The organism is Xanthomonas nasturtii, assembly GCF_001660815.1.
GTDB lineage: Bacteria > Pseudomonadota > Gammaproteobacteria > Xanthomonadales > Xanthomonadaceae > Xanthomonas > Xanthomonas nasturtii.
This window is the reverse complement of the sequence record NZ_LYMI01000067.1, coordinates 118,115-133,797: the sequence shown is the minus strand read 5'-3', so window position 1 is coordinate 133,797 and position 15,683 is coordinate 118,115. Positions and strand designations below refer to the sequence as shown.

16 protein-coding genes are annotated in these 15,683 nt (G+C 65.6%); 9 read left to right on the top strand and 7 right to left on the bottom strand.

Features of this window, described 5'->3' with window-relative positions:
* The first annotated feature begins 129 nt into the window (after window positions 1–129).
* Window positions 130–1,254 (top strand): pyridoxal phosphate-dependent aminotransferase, encoded by a 1,125-nt coding sequence (locus A7D16_RS19195; protein ID WP_064634824.1) that lies wholly within the window; start codon window positions 130–132, stop codon window positions 1,252–1,254.
* Between the two features lie 203 nt (window positions 1,255–1,457).
* On the opposite strand, the gene A7D16_RS19190 is transcribed toward A7D16_RS19195, so the two are convergent.
* The 7 genes from A7D16_RS19190 to A7D16_RS19160 all read right to left on the bottom strand — a co-directional run bounded on the left by A7D16_RS19190 (window position 1,458) and on the right by A7D16_RS19160 (window position 8,415).
* Window positions 1,458–1,841: a hypothetical protein gene (locus A7D16_RS19190; protein ID WP_064634823.1), complete on the bottom strand. Its 384-nt coding sequence runs from the start codon at window positions 1,839–1,841 to the stop codon at window positions 1,458–1,460.
* 6 nt (window positions 1,842–1,847) lie between these two features.
* The gene (gene zipA / locus A7D16_RS19185) at window positions 1,848–2,579 is read right to left on the bottom strand and encodes a cell division protein ZipA (protein ID WP_064634822.1); all 732 of its coding nucleotides are present in this window, start codon (window positions 2,577–2,579) and stop codon (window positions 1,848–1,850) included.
* A gap of 56 nt (window positions 2,580–2,635) precedes the next feature.
* On the bottom strand, window positions 2,636–6,139 hold the full coding sequence (smc, locus tag A7D16_RS19180; RefSeq protein ID WP_064634821.1) for a chromosome segregation protein SMC: 3,504 nt from the start codon (window positions 6,137–6,139) through the stop codon (window positions 2,636–2,638).
* A gap of 210 nt (window positions 6,140–6,349) precedes the next feature.
* Window positions 6,350–6,799: a 50S ribosomal protein L9 gene (gene rplI, locus A7D16_RS19175; protein WP_006451584.1), complete on the bottom strand. Its 450-nt coding sequence runs from the start codon at window positions 6,797–6,799 to the stop codon at window positions 6,350–6,352.
* 277 nt (window positions 6,800–7,076) lie between these two features.
* Window positions 7,077–7,307, bottom strand: coding sequence for a 30S ribosomal protein S18 (gene rpsR / locus A7D16_RS19170; protein ID WP_005991243.1), 231 nt, complete (start codon window positions 7,305–7,307; stop codon window positions 7,077–7,079).
* An 11-nt stretch (window positions 7,308–7,318) separates the two neighbouring features.
* A complete protein-coding gene (gene rpsF / locus A7D16_RS19165; RefSeq protein ID WP_006451585.1) occupies window positions 7,319–7,753 on the bottom strand; it encodes a 30S ribosomal protein S6 in 435 nt (144 codons plus the stop codon).
* Window positions 7,754–8,076: 323 nt separating this feature from the next.
* Window positions 8,077–8,415 carry a HesB/IscA family protein gene (locus A7D16_RS19160; RefSeq protein ID WP_064634820.1) on the bottom strand — a complete coding sequence of 113 codons (339 nt, stop codon included), beginning with the start codon at window positions 8,413–8,415 and terminating at the stop codon, window positions 8,077–8,079.
* Between the two features lie 204 nt (window positions 8,416–8,619).
* On the opposite strand from A7D16_RS19160, the gene asnS reads away from it, so the two are divergent.
* The 8 genes from asnS to A7D16_RS19120 all read left to right on the top strand — a co-directional run bounded on the left by asnS (window position 8,620) and on the right by A7D16_RS19120 (window position 15,675).
* Window positions 8,620–10,014, top strand: a complete 1,395-nt coding sequence (gene asnS, locus A7D16_RS19155; protein ID WP_064634819.1) for an asparagine--tRNA ligase — start codon at window positions 8,620–8,622, stop codon at window positions 10,012–10,014.
* A gap of 28 nt (window positions 10,015–10,042) precedes the next feature.
* Window positions 10,043–10,393, top strand: a complete 351-nt coding sequence (locus A7D16_RS19150; protein WP_064634856.1) for a hypothetical protein — start codon at window positions 10,043–10,045, stop codon at window positions 10,391–10,393.
* Entirely contained in the window at window positions 10,390–10,695 is a 306-nt protein-coding gene (locus A7D16_RS19145) for a hypothetical protein (RefSeq protein ID WP_064634818.1), read from the top strand. Before A7D16_RS19150 ends, A7D16_RS19145 begins: the two co-directional genes overlap by 4 nt.
* Window positions 10,692–11,018 carry a hypothetical protein gene (locus A7D16_RS19140; RefSeq protein WP_064634817.1) on the top strand — a complete coding sequence of 109 codons (327 nt, stop codon included), beginning with the start codon at window positions 10,692–10,694 and terminating at the stop codon, window positions 11,016–11,018. Before A7D16_RS19145 ends, A7D16_RS19140 begins: the two co-directional genes overlap by 4 nt.
* Before the next feature lies 1 nt (window position 11,019).
* On the top strand, window positions 11,020–11,658 hold the full coding sequence (locus tag A7D16_RS19135) for an FMN-binding negative transcriptional regulator (RefSeq protein WP_064634816.1): 639 nt from the start codon (window positions 11,020–11,022) through the stop codon (window positions 11,656–11,658).
* Window positions 11,659–11,743: 85 nt separating this feature from the next.
* A complete protein-coding gene (gene can / locus A7D16_RS19130) occupies window positions 11,744–12,406 on the top strand; it encodes a carbonate dehydratase (RefSeq protein WP_064634815.1) in 663 nt (220 codons plus the stop codon).
* A 229-nt stretch (window positions 12,407–12,635) separates the two neighbouring features.
* Window positions 12,636–13,184, top strand: a complete 549-nt coding sequence (locus A7D16_RS19125; protein ID WP_064634814.1) for a 3-hydroxyanthranilate 3,4-dioxygenase — start codon at window positions 12,636–12,638, stop codon at window positions 13,182–13,184.
* A 361-nt stretch (window positions 13,185–13,545) separates the two neighbouring features.
* A complete protein-coding gene (locus A7D16_RS19120) occupies window positions 13,546–15,675 on the top strand; it encodes an FUSC family protein (protein WP_064634855.1) in 2,130 nt (709 codons plus the stop codon).
* Window positions 15,676–15,683 lie beyond the last annotated feature (8 nt).

Below are 15,683 nucleotides of genomic sequence, written 5' to 3'. Positions count from 1 at the left end.
CCACCGTCGCTACCACCTGATTGCAGCGCGCGCCGGCACGACCGACCCTGCGGGTATTTACCGATAGGCAGACACGCCCAAACCGGCTAGCGTGGCGCCCTCGTTGCCCGCCGCTTCTGGAGTTCACCCGTGTCGTTGCCCGTCTCGCGCCGCTCGTTTCTCAGCCTCGCCACCACCGGCGTGGCGGTTTCCGCACTGGGGCTGGCACCCGCGGCCGAGGCGGCCCGCAAGCGCACCGCGGCGCCGGCAACGCCGGGCGTGGCCGCCGCGGCCGGCACCGTGTACCTCAACCTCAACGAGCACCCGCTCGGGCCTGCCCCGGCGGCGGTTGACGCTGCCACGCGTGCGCTGGCGCGCTCGGGCCGCTACCTGTTCGAGCTGGAGCAGGATCTGCGCAACCTGATGACCGGCGAGCTGCAGCTGCCCAACGATCATCTGTCGTTGTTTCCCGGTTCCAGGGATGCATTGAATCGCGCCAGCAATCTGTTCACCTCCGCGCGCGCCGGGCTGGTGGTGGCCGACCCTAGCTTCGAACCGCTGATCGAAAGCGCCACTGCCCGCGGCGTGGCCGTGCGCAAGGTGCCGCTGCGTGCCGATGGCGCACACGACGTCAAGGCGATGGCCAAGACCGACCCGACCGCAGGCCTGATCTATGTTTGCAACCCCGGCAACGCGACCGGTTCCATCACCCCGCGCGCCGAGATCGAGTGGCTGCTGGCCAACAAGCCTGCTAGCGCGGTGCTGGTGGTCGACGAGGCGTATATCCATTACAGCAACGAGCCCTCGGTGGCCGATCTGGTGCGGCAGCGCCAGGACCTGATCGTGCTGCGCAGCTTCTCCAAGCTCTACGGCATGGCCGGCCTGCGTCTGGGCGCCGCCCTGGCCCCGCCGGGCCTGCAGACCAGACTTGCCGCGTTAGGCAGCAACCCGTTGTCGGTGCCGGCGATGGCCGCCGGCATCGCCAGCCTGCGCGACCCACTGCTGGTGCAGACCCGCCGCGCAGACAACGCCCGCGTGCGCGACGAAACCATCACCTGGCTCAAGGGCAAGGGTTACACCTGCCTGCCCTCGCAAGCCAACTGCTTCCTGCTGGACGTCAAACGCGATGCGGGCGTGTTCGCCGATTCGATGCAGAAGCAGGGCGTCATCGTCGGCCGCAGCTGGCCGATCTGGCCCAAGCGCGTGCGTGTCAGCGTGGGCACCGAAGCGGAGATGCTGCGTTTTCGCGAGGCGTTCGGCAAAGCCAAGCGCTAACTCGCAAAGCGTTTGATAAAGCCAACGCAACACCCCTACCATCGGGACATTGTCCTCCTTTATGAGGGAGAAGGTGCCCCGCCAGGGGTGGATGAGGGGCGCATCGCCGCGTCGCTACGCGCCTTCAGAAATGACACACCACAAGTGGCTTCGCCCCGTACCCTCACCCCAACCCCTCTCCCGCCGGGAGAGGGGCTTTAAAACTACTGATCCATCGCCTCGCTGTTGGAAGCGCGTAGCGTGCGCCGGATCCACAGATAGCTGATGACGAAGGTCAGTGCCATCGAGCCGGCGTTCCATAGCAGCAGCTCGCGCAGCATCGGCGGGCCTTGCAGGATGTGCGTGTAGTAACGGCGGTCGAACAGCGCGATCGCATGCGGCAGGAACACGCTGATGAAGGGCGTTGGCACCGGCGCGACCAGCAAGGTGATCGCGCCCGCAAAGCCGCCTACCAACCAGGGCGAATGCCGCGGGCGTTTGCGCAGGCGCGCGGCGATCCTGGTAAAGATCCACAACAACGGCATCGCCAGGATCGCCCACAGCACCAGCAGCAACGCCACCGCCAACACGCCCTGCAGGCTCAACATGTCAACTCACCAGCGCGGCGACTTGGTCAGCGGCGGTGCCTGATGCTGGCGGTCGTAGGCACGCAGTTCGTCGCGGATATGCGCCACGCGCTGCCGGCCCAAGGCGTTACGGCTGTCGTCCAGCACCACGCCATCGAGCAGTTCGGCCATGCGCTGCACAGTGGGCAGCATCTTTTCCCAGGCATCCAGCGCGGTCATCGGCGCCGGCAGCGTGAGGAAAAACGCAATCGCCGGGGTCTGCATCTCGCGGATGTTGGCCATGTCGAAACTGCCGGGCTTGAGGATGCTGGCCATGCTGAAGATCGGCCCGCGCTCCGGATGCCCTTCCACCAGACGGTGGAATACATTCATGTGGCCGAAGACCAGCCCGGTCTTTTCGGCAGCGACCACCACATCTTCGCCGCGCAGCACCTGGCCGGCCTTGGCGGCCACGAACAGCGAGACGATCTTGTCGAAATCCTGGTTCGGGCGCTTGCCGACATCGTTACCGCCAGCGGCGTCCTGGTCGTCCTGGTTGAGCTCGCTCTGCTCGACGCTTGCGCCGCGTTCCAGCGCTTCACCATCCATGCCGGTTTCGCCGGAAATCACCGGTTCGCGCCGTTCGCGCGGCTGGCCATCGTCCTTGTCGACGCGACGGCCCTGCGGCGATTTCTTCGGGCGACCAAACAGGAAGATGGCCGCGACCAGCAGCAGTCCAGCGATCAGGATCCCGATCCGGATCATGGCCATGTCGGACATTCAGCGTGCCTCCGCATAAGAGTGACAGGTGTCGATATTCCAACAAGCATGGCACGTCATGCCGCACCCGCCAAACGTGCGGCCTCTTCCAGGTCCACGCTGACCAGGCGGCTGACGCCTGGCTCGCGCATGGTCACACCGGAGAGCTGACGCGCCGCTTCCATCGTGGCCTTGTTGTGGCTGACGAACAGGAACTGCACCTTCTCGCTCATCTCGCGCACCATGTTGGCCAGGCGGCCGACGTTGGCCTCGTCCAGCGGCGCGTCCACCTCGTCCAGCAGACAGAACGGCGCGGGATTGAGCTGGAAGATCGCAAACACCAGCGCCACGGCGGTCATCGCCTTCTCGCCGCCGGACAGCAGCGAAATGCTCGACACGCGCTTGCCCGGCGGGCGCGCCATGATGGTCACGCCGGTATCGAGCAAGTCTTCGCCGGTGAGCTCCAGATACGCGTGACCACCACCGAACAGGCGCGGATACAGCGCCTGCACACCGGAGTTGACGCGGTCGAAGGTGTCCTTGAAACGGCCGCGGGTTTCGCGGTCGATCTTGCGGATGGCTTCTTCCAGGGTTTCCAGCGCGGTATTGAGGTCCAGGTTCTGCGCGTCCAGATATTCCGAACGCTGCGCGGCTTCGCCGTATTCCTGGATGGCAGCCAGATTCACCGGCTCCAGGCGACGCATGCGCCCGTCGATCTGGCCCACTGCCGCTTCCCACTCCGCCGCATTGGCGGCCTCGGGCAGGCCATTGACCACGTCTTCGAGCACGAACCCGGCCTTGACCACGGCAGCCGACAACTGTTCGGCACTGAGCACCAGTGCTTGCTGGTCGAGCTTGCGCTGGGAAATGCGTTCGCGCTGCGCCAGCGCCTGTTCGTCGCGCTGCTGACGGGTTTGTTCGAAGCTGCGGAGTTCGCTGTCGATGCTGTCCAGCAGGGTGCGCGCCTCGCCCAGCGCGCGCTCGGTGCGCACGCGCTCGCTCAATGCGGCCTGATGTTCGTGCTCCAGCGTTTCCACCGGCGAGTCGCCGTCGCTGAGCTGGGCCACCAGATCTTCCAGGCGCGTGTCGAGCTGGCCGCGCTGGCTGTCCATGCGCTCCAGCGTCTGACTCAGCGAGGCGATCTGGGTGCGCTGCGACTCCAGCGTCAGCGCCAGCGCATGCATCGCATCGCGCACGCCACGTGCGGCATCGCGCGCTTGATCGCGTGCATCGGTGAGCTGGCGACGCTCGCTTTCCAGCGCTTCGCGCGTGCCCTGCAGATCGCCCATCAAGGTGACCGCATCTTCGAGCTTGGCGCGCGCTTCGCGTGCCTGTTCGCGGCTGGTGTCCAAGGTTTCCAGCAACTGCGACAACTCGGTTTCGATGCGCTCGATGCGGGTGCGCGCGGCATCGACCTTGCCTTGCTGGCTCTGCAATTGCCCGGCCAGTTCGGAGACGCTGCGGTGCGACATGTACAGCTGGCGCTGCGCGTCTTCGCGCCGCTGCTCGGCCGCCAGCAGTTGTTCGCGGAAGCTGGCGAGCTGGTGCTCGAGCTCGGCTTCGCGCTCCTGCAGCGTTTCGATCTGGGTGCGCAGCTGCTGGATTTCGCGCTCGCGCAGCAAGGCGCCCTGCTTGGCCGCGCCGGAGCGCGAGACGCGCACCCAGCCCTCGCCCAGCCGCTCGCCGTTGCGGGTGATGACCGAGTCGCCCTCGGGCAGGCTGCGCTGCAACGCGCGTGCGGCGTCCAGATCTTCGGCGGTGTGCAGGCGAGCCAGCAGGCGACGGATCGCGATCGGCCCCTGCACCTTTGCGGCCAGCGAAGTCGGCGCAAAGCTCGCGTTGTCGGTGGCGCTGGACACCAGCGCGATGCGGCCATCGCCCAACTCGCCCAGCGCATCGACCAGTTGCTCCGGCGCATCCACCAGCACGCCTTCGATCAACTGCCCCAGTGCGCCTTCGACTGCATTTTCCCAGCCGCCTTCAACGCTGATGCGCTCGCCGACACGCGCCGCCGAATCCAGCCCGCGCGACTTCAGCCACGCCACTGCCGCGCCCTGCTCCTGACCGAGCGCGGCCTGCTGCAAGGTTTCCAGCGACGACAGCCGGCCACGCGCGGCCTGCGCCTGCTTGCGCACTTCGGCCAGCTCGCCCTGGCTGGCCCGCTGCTGTTCCTGCAGTCCGCCGAGCGCGTGCTTGCGCGCTTCGACCTGCTCGGTCAATCCGTCCAGCGACGTCTTCTGGGTTTCATGGCGCAGTTCGATCTGCTCGAACGCCTCGGCCAACGCATCCAGGTCCAGCCCGGCGCGTTCGTTGACGAGCGCTTCGCGGCGGCGGTCGGCTTCCAGCGACTGGCGGTCGAGATAATCGACGCGCGTGCGCTCCACTTCGCCGGCACGCGAAGCTTCGCCGGTGTCGCGGTTATGGGTTTCCCAGCGCTGCTGCCAGTCGGCCAGCCGCGCTTCGGCTTCGCGTAGCGACTCCTGGCGGAATTCGTGGTCTTCGCGCAGTTGTTCCAGTTGCGGTTCGGCCGCATCCACGGCCTCGCGCAGTACCGCCAATCTGGCCGAATCGCCGCTGATGTGCTGGGTCAATTCCTGCAGCTGGCTTTGCGCCTCATCGCGCGCCTTGTGCAGGCGATGCGAGAGCTCGCGTTGATGCTGGATCTGCTGCTCGATGCGCGCCAACGCACCACCGACCTGATAGACATCGGCCTGCGCCTTGGCCACCGCTTCGGCGGCTTCTTCGCGGCGCACGCGGCCGGTCTCGATGCACGCTTCGGCATCGCGCTGGTCGGCGATCAGCTGCTGCAGGCGGGTTTCTTCCTGGTTCAATTTTTCGCGCAGGCCCTGCAACTGCCCGTCCAGGCCGCGGTATTCCAGCGCCTTCCACTCGGCATCCTTGATCCGGCGCTCTTCCTGCAGCGCCTGATACTGCTCGGCCTGGCGCGCCTGGCGCTGCAGATGCGCCAGCTGCTTGGTGATTTCCTCGCGCAGATCGCCCAGGCGATCGAGATTTTCGCGGGTATGCCGGATGCGCGTTTCGGTTTCCTTGCGGCGCTCCTTGTACTTGGAAATGCCGGCGGCCTCTTCCAGATACACGCGCAGATCTTCCGGGCGCGCCTCGATGATCTGGCTGATCATGCCCTGCTCGATGATCGAGTAGCTGCGCGGGCCAAGGCCCGTGCCCAGGAACAGGTCGGTGATGTCGCGGCGGCGGCATTTGGTGCCGTTGAGGTAATAGGCGCTGTTGCCGTCGCGGCTGACCAGGCGCTTGACCGAGATCTCGTTGAACGAGGCGAACTCACCGGTGATGGTGTGATCGGAATTGTCGAAGATCAGCTCCACCGTCGCCTGCGACACCGGCTTGCGCGCCGAGGAGCCGGAGAAGATCACGTCGGTCAGCGAGTCGCCGCGCAGGCGGCTGGCCGAGCTTTCGCCCATCACCCAGCGCACCGCATCGATGATGTTGGACTTGCCGCAACCGTTAGGGCCGACGATGCCGGTCATGTTGGTGGGCAGATGCAACGTGGTCGGGTCGACGAACGACTTGAAACCGGACAGTTTGATCGTGGACAGGCGCATGGGGGCTGGAGATTCCGGGCACCGCGCGGACGAAGCCGGCAGGTACTTTTCCTGTGAAGCCAGCGCCCAAGCCCTTGATGCATAAGATCTGCGGGCCGTGGAACCGGCAATGGGGCATGAGTATAACGGGCATGCCAGCGCTGGCGGCGGCGCCCCAAAAAACGAAGGGCGCCTAACAAGGCGCCCTTCGGGTGACACAGATGGCCTGGATCAGGCGTCGGATTCGACGATGACCTTGACCGAGGTTTCCACATCGGCGTGCAGGTGCAGCACAACGTCGTACTCGCCGACATTGCGGAATGCGCCTTCGCCCAGGATGACTTCGCTCTTTTCCAGCGGCAGGCCGGCGGCGGTGAACGCCTCGGCGATGTCGCGCGGGCCAACCGAGCCGTACAGCTTGCCTTCGGTGGACGCATGCGCGCCGATGGTGACGCTGGCGCCTTCGAACTTGGTGGCGCGGCTCTGTGCGTCGGCCAGGATGCTGTTGGCCTTGGCTTCGTAATCGGCACGCTTGGTTTCGAACGCTTCAACGTTCGCAGCGGTGGCCGGCACGGCCTTGCCCTGCGGCACGAGGAAGTTGCGGCCGTAACCCGGCTTGACGCTGACCTTGTCGCCCAGGTTGCCCAGGTTGGTCACTTTCTGCAGAAGAATCAGATCCATGGTAGTACTCCGTTATTCGTTAGCGCGGGCGCTTTGGCCGACGCAACGTTTGCTGTCCGAAAAGACGGGATTCGGGAATCGGGATTTGGGAATCGCAAGAGCACGATCAACACCGCATCTCGAATGACCGGCCTCTATATTTTTAATAACCCGCACATGGATGTGCGGGCTCTTGTGAGGGACTCACATACAACCGTGCGGGCTATTGTGAGGGACTCACAACCGTGCGGGTCTTGCGCAAGGAGCCGCACACATGCGGACTCCTGCGCGGAATTGCTTAGACGTCGTGATTGTCCGTGTACGGAATCAGCGCCAGGAAACGCGAGCGCTTGACGGCCGTCGCCAGCTGACGCTGGTACTTGGACTTGGTGCCGGTCACGCGGCTCGGAACGATCTTACCGTTCTCGGTGAGGTACTGGCGCAGGGTATTGAGATCCTTGTAGTCGATCTCTTTGACGCCCTCGGCGGTGAACTTGCAGAACTTGCGACGACGGAAGAACTTGGACATGACAGCGCTCCTTAAGCGGCTTCGGCGTTGTCGCCGTCGGTATCGGTGGCGGCAGGTGCAGCATCGCCCTCATCGTCATCGCGACGACGACGCTCGCTACGCTCGGGCTTGTCGCCCTTCTCGTCCTTGCTCTTCATGATCAGCGACTGCTCGGTGTCCGGGCCATCGCGCTTGACGACCAGGTGACGCAGCACCGCATCGTTGAAGCGGAAGCTTTCCACCAGCTCGCTCAGCACGGCCTGGTCGACTTCGATGTTGAGCAGCACGTAGTGCGCCTTCACCAGGTTCTGGATCGGGTAGGCCAGCTGACGACGGCCCCAGTCTTCCAGACGGTGGATGGTGCCGTTACCGCCCTCGATCAGCGACTTGTAGCGCTCGATCATGGCCGGGACCTGCTCGCTCTGGTCCGGATGGACCAGGAACACGACTTCGTAATGACGACTCATGTTGTTTTACCTTTCGGATGTGGCCACGTGGGCCGGACAGCTCCCCGGTAGCCCGCGCAAGCGGCCGGTGGAGCAAGGGTTCCCAGCCCGGACGGGCAGGAAGCCGGAAAGTATGGCAGTTCAGGCGTTTAGCCGCAACCAGCTGGGCCGCAAAGACGCTCCAAAGCCCCTCTCCCCTCGGGAGAGGGGTTGGGGTGAGGGTCCGGTGGCGAAGCCCGCGCAGAATTTCGAAGGCTCATGGCTTCGCCCGTACCCTCATCCGCCCTTCGGGCACCTTCTCCCGAGGGGAGAAGGAACTCCAGTGCCGGTTGGCTCAGCCGGACTCAACGATGCTCGGCTTCGGTCGTGAAGCTCTCCCCGCAGCCGCATTCGGCGGTCGCGTTGGGATTGCTGAAGGTGAAGGTCTCGCTCAGGCCATGCTTGCCGAAATCGATGCAGGTGCCATCCACCAGCGGCAGGCTGGTGGGATCGACGAAGATGCGCACCCCGCCCTGCTCGAACACCGCATCGTCGGCGCGCTTCTCGCGCGCCAGGTCGGTGATGTGGCCCCAGCCGGAACAACCGGTCTTGGTCACGCCAAAGCGCAGACCCAACGCACCCGGGGTCTGCTGCACGAAACGCTGCACGCGCTCCAGCGCGGCGGGGGTGAGGCTGACGGCCATGAGGGCACTCCAAAACAGTGGTGGCAAGTATAGCGAGGCCGCAACAACCGGGCGGCACGCCGGGCAGCGGCGTCTGCAACAGATGGGGGCAGCGCGCGCCTGCGACAAGCGCAGCGTTCGGCAACCTGTTCAGATGCTCGCGCCGGCGCGCCCGCAGCCAGTAAACTCGCAGGCCATTCAAGATCGCTACGGCGAGGAACAGTCATGACGGTGGTCAGCGTTGAACATGCGCTTGCGGGCAAGCTCCCGGAAGGCGGCGAAGTCACGGTGCGGGGGTGGGTGCGCACGCTGCGCGGATCTGCCGGGCTGGCCTTCATCAACGTGACCGATGGCTCGTGCTTCGCTCCGATCCAGGTGGTGGCCAACGACACGCTGCCCAATTTCGACGAGATCAAGCGCCTGACCAGTGGCTGCTCGCTGATCGCCAAGGGCGTGCTGGTGAAGTCGCAGGGCAAGGGCCAGTCGTTCGAGATCCAGGCCAGCGGCGTGGAGATCGTCGGCTGGGTCGAAGACCCGCTGACCTACCCGATCCAGCCCAAGCCGATGTCGCCGGAATTCCTGCGCGAAGTAGCGCACCTGCGCCCGCGCACCAATCTGTTCGGCGCGGTGACGCGTATCCGTAACAGCCTGGCGCAGGCGGTGCACCGGTTCTTCCATCAGAACGGCTTCAACTGGATCAGCACCCCGATCATCACCACCTCCGACGCCGAAGGCGCCGGGCAGATGTTCCGCGTCTCCACGCTGGACATGGTCAACCTGCCGCGCGATGCCACCGGCAACGTGGATTTCAGCCGCGACTTCTTCGGCAAGGAAACCTTCCTCACCGTGTCCGGCCAGCTCAACGTGGAGGCGTACTGCCTGGCGCTGAGCAAGGTCTACACCTTCGGCCCCACCTTCCGCGCGGAAAACAGCCACACCACGCGCCATCTGGCCGAGTTCTGGATGATCGAGCCGGAAATCGCCTTCGCCGATCTGGCCGAAGACGCACGTCTGGCCGAGCAGTTCCTCAAGTATCTGTTCCGTGCGGTACTGGACGAACGAGGCGACGACCTGGCGTTTCTGGCCGAGCGTGTGGACAAGAACGCGATCAGCAAACTGGAAGCCTTCATCAATGCCCCGTTCGAGCAGATCGACTACACCGAGGCGGTGAAGCTGCTGCAGAACTCCGGCAAGAAGTTCGATTTCCCGGTGGAATGGGGCCTGGACCTGCAGACCGAGCACGAACGCTGGCTGACCGAAGAACACATCGGCCGCCCGGTGGTGGTCACCAATTATCCCGAGCACATCAAGGCGTTCTACATGCGCCTGAACGACGACGGCAAGACCGTCGCGGCGATGGACGTGCTGGCGCCGGGCATCGGCGAGATCATCGGTGGTAGCCAGCGCGAAGAACGCCTGGATGTGCTGGATGCGCGCATGGCGCAATTCGGCCTGGATAAGGAGCACTACAGCTGGTACCGCGATTTCCGTCGCTACGGCTCGGTGCCGCATGCCGGCTTCGGCCTGGGCTTCGAGCGCCTGGTGGTGTACGTGTGCGGGCTGAGCAACATCCGCGACGCCATCCCCTACCCGCGCGCGCCGGGCAGCGCGGAGTTCTGAGGTGACGACCGCGGCGGCCACGGTCACCATGTACCGCCCGCTGGGGCCGGAGGAATACGCGTTGGTGCGCGACCCCGGCTTCCAACGGTGGCCGCCACGGTTGCCGGAGCAACCGCTCTTTTACCCGGTCACCCACCAGCGCTACGCCAAAGAAATCGCGTCGCGCTGGAACGTTAAGGACAGCGGGGTTGGCTATGTCGCGCAGTTCGAGGTACGCGCAGCGTTCGTCGAACACTACCCCATCCAAAAAGTCGGCGGCGCACACCACACCAAGTGGTGGATCCCGGCCGAAGAACTGGATGCGTCGAATGACACTATCGTCGGCCTGATTGACATCATTGGCCAATTCGATGCCCCACCCACGGAGCACGCCGCATGACGCTGTTCTTCGCACTGTGTTTTGTCGGTGTCGCCGTCGCGGGTTTGACCGCACTGCTGATCTTCTGGCCACTGACGTTGGTGCACCTGCGCGACCGCCACCCGGATGCGCTGGCCAGCTTCGGCGACCCGGCCTTCATCAGTCCCAAGGCGTGGCGCTGGTTGCTGGCGCGCCGTTACCGCAGCTACCGCGACGGTGCACTGTCCGGTCTGGCCACCCCCGCCTGGCTGTCGCTGCTCACCATCTTTTTCGGCCTGGGCATGGCGGCCCTGCTCGGGCTGCTTTCCAAGGTAATGCCATGACGACGTACGAAGACGCGGTGCAGGGCGCACACGACTCCTGGTGGCTGGCCACGATCGGCCGCACGCTGATCTGGGCACGCCTGCGCGTCAATGAAGCCGGTACCGCCGAGGTGCTGGACAGCGACGGCAAGACGCTGCCTTACGACAGCGAAGACAGCGCGCGTGCGGCCTTGTTCGACGCCGAATTCGTGGCGCTGGACGGGCTGGACGAAGAGGACGCGCTGATCCGCGGTTTCTCGCTGCACGAAGTGTCGCCACCGCAGGGCGATGACGACGCCGACCTGCGCGCGCGCATGGTGGTGAGCATGGGCGGCCGCGCCTGACATGTATGCCCCACGCGCGTTTGCGCAGACCGATCTGGCCTTGCTGGACTGGCTGTTCGCACGCGATGCGTTTGTCACCCTGATCAGCCAGGGTGCCGATGGCCAACCGGCGATCTCGCAGTTGCCGGTGCTGTATCGACGCGACGGGCAGGATGTGGTCATCGAAGGCCATTGGGCACGCCCCAATCCGCAGGCGCATAGTCCCGGCAATGCGGTGATCGTGCTGCAGGGGCCGCACGCCTATGTCTCGCCCACCTGGTATCTGGACAAGGAAGCGGCCGCGCGCGTACCCACCTGGAACTACGCCGTTGCGCATCTGCATGGACGCTGCGAGCCGGTGAGCGATGAGGCGGAGCTGGGCGATCTGATCGGGCGCATGAGCGCGCATTTCGAACAGCGCGTCGGCAGCGACTGGGTGTTCGACATGGCGCGCGACAGTCATCGCCGGCAACTGCGTGGCCTGGTCGGCTTCCGCTTCGTTCCAGGCCGTATCGAACTGACCTTCAAGCTGAGCCAGAACCACCCGGCCGGCAATATTGGGGCAGTGAGCGATGCGCTGGCGCTGCAGGCGTCGACCGATGCGCGCGAGGTGGCCACGTTGATGCGCGATGCATTGCGCGCACGCGCTGGCGCGGCCTGAGCGCACCGATCCGTATCCTGCACCACGGCTTTATGGCTCCTGTGTCCACCGCGTCCTTCCCTCCCGCATCTGGAATACTGCGCGCATGAACGAGCTCAACCATTTACTTGAAAACAACCGCGCCTGGTCCGAGCGTATCCGCCGCGAAGACCCGGAATTCTTTTCCAAGCTGTCCACGCAGCAGACGCCGGAATACCTGTGGATCGGTTGCTCCGATTCGCGCGTCCCGGCCAACCAGATCATCGACATGGCGCCGGGCGAGGTGTTCGTCCATCGCAATATCGCCAACGTGGTGGTGCACACCGACCTGAATTGCCTGTCGGTGATCCAGTTCGCGGTGGACGTGCTCAAGGTCAAGCACGTGCTGGTGGTGGGCCATTACGGCTGCGGCGGCGTGTTCGCCAGCCTGACCCAGAAGCGCATGGGCCTGGTCGACAACTGGATCCGCCATGTCACCGACGTGGCCGACAAGCACGAAGCCTGCCTGCACGACGCCGGCGATCTACCGGTGCAACATGCGCGTCTGTGCGAGCTCAACGTGCTTGAACAGGTGGTCAACGTGTGCCGCACCACCATCGTGCGCGATGCCTGGGACCGCGGTCAGGAACTGTGCGTGCATGGTTGGGTGTACAGCCTGCGCGATGGCCACGCGCACGACCTGGGCATGTCGATCAACCGCCCCGAGCTGCTGCAGGAACGCTACGACGCAGCACTGGCGAAGATCCAGGCCGATCACGAAGAACGCTGAGGGCTGCAGCGGCGGCGCACTCTGGCGCATAACCGTCCAGCTAGTGTGCTCAAGGCTTGCCAACACCCGTAAACGCAGACCCGCGGCACTGCCGCATCAGGCTCTTGCCGCATCAGGTGCCGGTCACGTCCGCCCAGCGCGCGCGTGACACGGGGTGGGTCGTTCGCGGCGGCGCCCATCGGCGCCGTCGCTTGGCTATGCTGGGCGTCTTCCATATCGAGAACCGTCGATGCTGGTCCCACCGATCAACCTGCATGCCTGGATCGAGCAACACCGCCACCTGCTCAAGCCGCCGGTGGGCAACAAGTGCATCCAGCAGGATGGCTTCATCATCATGATTGTGGGTGGGCCGAACGCGCGCACCGACTATCACTACGACGAAGGCCCGGAGTGGTTCTTCCAGCTCGAAGGCGAGATGGTGTTGAAGGTGCAGGACGACGGCGTGGCGCGCGACATCCCGATCCGGGCCGGCGAGATCTTTCTGCTGCCGCCCAAGGTGGCGCATTCGCCGCAACGCGCTGCCGGCTCGATCGGGCTGGTGATCGAACGCGAGCGTTTGCCCGGCGAGCAGGACGGCCTGCAGTGGTATTGCCCGCAGTGCAATCACAGGTTGTATGAGGCGATGTTTCCGTTGCAAAACATCGAAACCGACTTTCCTCCGGTGTTCGATCATTTCTACCGTTCGCTCGCACTGCGCACTTGTTCGCAGTGCGGGCACCTGCATCCAGCGCCTGAGCGTTATGCCGCGACCGAAAGACAAGGTGGCAGCGGCATGTGATTGCGGCGAATACCGGTAGCGCGATGTCCGTGATCGCTCGTACGGAAACTCTGGTTTTAGCCGCGTTTGCCGAGCTTGCGTGCGTCAGCAGCGCTGCGTCTGCGTATCCGAGAAGTCCGCAGTTTCGCTCGTACCCTTGCCCCAACTCCCGCTTCGCGCCCCTGCCCGCACTTGCGCCACGGGCGCTCCAAGGCAGGCGCGCCCGTGGCACGCAATCCGTGCCTTCTCGCCCCGATGGAAGAGGGGCAATGATCCATCTGACACCAGGCGCCGCAGATCGCATCGTGGATCTGTCGATGCAGGCTGCTTCCGGTGATCGCGCGCAGTGGATGCGCCAATGGCATGCGTTGAAACCCGCATCATGCTGCGCGCACTGATCGACCTCAAACCGCGCGATGTGCCCTTGCGCGTGGCGCTGCGCAACACCGCTGCGGTGGTCCTGCCGCTGGCGATCGGCGTTGCCACAGGGCATGTGTCCGCCGGCCTGGCCGTGTGCAGTGGCGCGCTCAACACCATGTTCTCCGACCAGCCCGGGCCGTATCGCGCACGCCTGCAGCGCATGCTGATGGCGGCGCTGGCGGCCGGACTGGCGGCATTGCTGGGCATCTGGGTCGGCCACAACACCCCGGCACTGGTGCTGGCCGGCCTGTTGCTTGGCCTGGGCGGCGGCTTGCTGGTGGCGCTCGGCCCGGTGGCCGCGCGGATCGGCCTGACCAGCATGATCCTGCTGGTGGTCAGCGCCGACATGCGGCTGCCGGTGCAGCAGGCGCCCGGCGTGGCGGCGTTGATCTTCGCCGGCGGCCTGCTGCAGGTGTTGCTGGCGCTGGCGGCCTGGCCACTGCAGCGCTATCGCCCGGAGCGCTTTGCGTTGGCGGAGTTGATGCGCCAGCTGGCCGGCATCGCGCGGCAGCGCCCGGAAGCCAGCGCAGCGCCGCCTGCCACGCAGGAAGTGCTCGAAGCGATGGTGATGCTGCACGGCGAACATCGCTCGCGCGCAATTGCGGTGCAGAGCTTTCGCATCATCGCCGAGCTGTGCGACCGCATAAGGCTGGAGCTGCTGTCGCTGGCCGATGCCGACACCCGCCTGACCGACTCGCAGGCACGCCCGGCCATCGAACGCGTGCTGCAACGCAGCGCCATCGTGCTGGAGCAACTCGCGCATGCGATGACCATAGGCGAAGACCCGGTGGCAGCCAATGCCTCGATGACCGGCTTCGACGATCTGGTCGGTGCGTTGGCGCAGTTTCGGCACGACAACGCCGATACCCGCGAACGCCGGTTGGTGCGCGTGGCGGTGGCGCGCGCGCACGGCCTGGGCGGCCAGTTGCGTGCGCTGATCCGCAACGCGCACTGGGCCAGCAGCCGCGGCGAAATCCAGGCGCAACTGGCCGAAGCGCGCCTGCCGGCGGCACTGCGCCCTGCCGCAACCTGGGCCACCTTGCGCGCAAATCTGGATCTGTCGTCGGTCGCCTTCCGGCACGCCTTGCGCTGCGGCGTGTGCCTGGCGTTGGCCATCGCCTTCCAGCGCTGGCAACAGATTCCGCATGGCTTCTGGATTCCGATGACCACCGCGATCGTGCTCAAGCCGGATTTCGGCGGCACCTTCAGCTTCGGCGCATTGCGCGTGGCCGGCACCTTCGTTGGGTTGCTGGTGGCCACCTTGCTCGCGCATCTGGCCATGGACGGGGCCAGCATCCGCATGGCCTTGCTGGCGCTGTTTTGCCTTGGGTTTCGGTTGCTGACGCAGGTGAACTACGGCATCGGCGTGGCGTTTCTGACCGGCATGCTGGTGTTGCTGCTGTCGTTGGAAGGCGTATCGCCGGGCGAGGCGGTCGGCGCGCGCCTGCTGGCCACCGTGGCCGGTAGCGCACTGGCGTTGATCGCCTACGCGCTGTGGCCGACGCGCGAACGCCGGCATATCCGCGCCTCGCTGGCGCAACTGCTCAGCGCGTACCGCGACCATCTGCGCCACCTGTTGCTTGGTCAGATGGATGGCCTGAGCGATAGCCGTGCCGCCGCGCGGGTGGCGCGCACCAATGCGCAGGCGTCGATCGAGCGGTTGCGTGGCGAGCCGCGCAGCCGGCGCAATCTGCAGGAACTCAAACTGGCCGAATCGCTGCTGGCCAATGGCAACCGCCTGATCCGCGCCACCCTGCTGCTGGAAGCGGTGCTGCGCGATGGCCACCCGCTGCCCGCACTGGAGGCGTTGCCCGCATTCGCGCAGCAGGCCGACCAGGCGCTGTCGGAGCTGATCGATTGCCTGCGCAACGGCGGCATTCCTGCTACGGCCACCTTGCGCAATGCCGAGCGCCAGCTTTCCGATGCGCTGGCCGCATTACCCGACACCTCGCCGACCACCGCTGCGCTGGCCGACACCATCGACCGCGTCACTGACAGCATCGGCACGCTCACCCACCTGTTGCGCCCTGCCCGAGCGGCCTCGGCCGAGGGGCCAGCCGCGCATGCGGGCGCGCACGGTGCCGGCGGGTAAACTGCCGC

What these genes read in the sequence shown, in the direction of transcription:
- A7D16_RS19190 (WP_064634823.1), bottom strand. Translation starts at nt 1,841, where the DNA reads ATGTTGAGCCTGCAGGGCGTGTTGGCGGTGGCGTTGCTGCTGGTGCTG.
- zipA (WP_064634822.1), bottom strand. Translation starts at nt 2,579, where the DNA reads ATGTCCGACATGGCCATGATCCGGATCGGGATCCTGATCGCTGGACTG.
- smc (WP_064634821.1), bottom strand. Translation starts at nt 6,139, where the DNA reads ATGCGCCTGTCCACGATCAAACTGTCCGGTTTCAAGTCGTTCGTCGAC.
- rplI (WP_006451584.1), bottom strand. Translation starts at nt 6,799, where the DNA reads ATGGATCTGATTCTTCTGCAGAAAGTGACCAACCTGGGCAACCTGGGC.
- rpsR (WP_005991243.1), bottom strand. Translation starts at nt 7,307, where the DNA reads ATGTCCAAGTTCTTCCGTCGTCGCAAGTTCTGCAAGTTCACCGCCGAG.
- rpsF (WP_006451585.1), bottom strand. Translation starts at nt 7,753, where the DNA reads ATGAGTCGTCATTACGAAGTCGTGTTCCTGGTCCATCCGGACCAGAGC.
- A7D16_RS19160 (WP_064634820.1), bottom strand. Translation starts at nt 8,415, where the DNA reads ATGGCCGTCAGCCTCACCCCCGCCGCGCTGGAGCGCGTGCAGCGTTTC.
- asnS (WP_064634819.1), top strand. Translation starts at nt 8,620, where the DNA reads ATGACGGTGGTCAGCGTTGAACATGCGCTTGCGGGCAAGCTCCCGGAA.
- A7D16_RS19150 (WP_064634856.1), top strand. Translation starts at nt 10,043, where the DNA reads ATGTACCGCCCGCTGGGGCCGGAGGAATACGCGTTGGTGCGCGACCCC.
- A7D16_RS19145 (WP_064634818.1), top strand. Translation starts at nt 10,390, where the DNA reads ATGACGCTGTTCTTCGCACTGTGTTTTGTCGGTGTCGCCGTCGCGGGT.
- A7D16_RS19140 (WP_064634817.1), top strand. Translation starts at nt 10,692, where the DNA reads ATGACGACGTACGAAGACGCGGTGCAGGGCGCACACGACTCCTGGTGG.
- A7D16_RS19135 (WP_064634816.1), top strand. Translation starts at nt 11,020, where the DNA reads ATGTATGCCCCACGCGCGTTTGCGCAGACCGATCTGGCCTTGCTGGAC.
- can (WP_064634815.1), top strand. Translation starts at nt 11,744, where the DNA reads ATGAACGAGCTCAACCATTTACTTGAAAACAACCGCGCCTGGTCCGAG.
- A7D16_RS19125 (WP_064634814.1), top strand. Translation starts at nt 12,636, where the DNA reads ATGCTGGTCCCACCGATCAACCTGCATGCCTGGATCGAGCAACACCGC.
- A7D16_RS19120 (WP_064634855.1), top strand. Translation starts at nt 13,546, where the DNA reads ATGCTGCGCGCACTGATCGACCTCAAACCGCGCGATGTGCCCTTGCGC.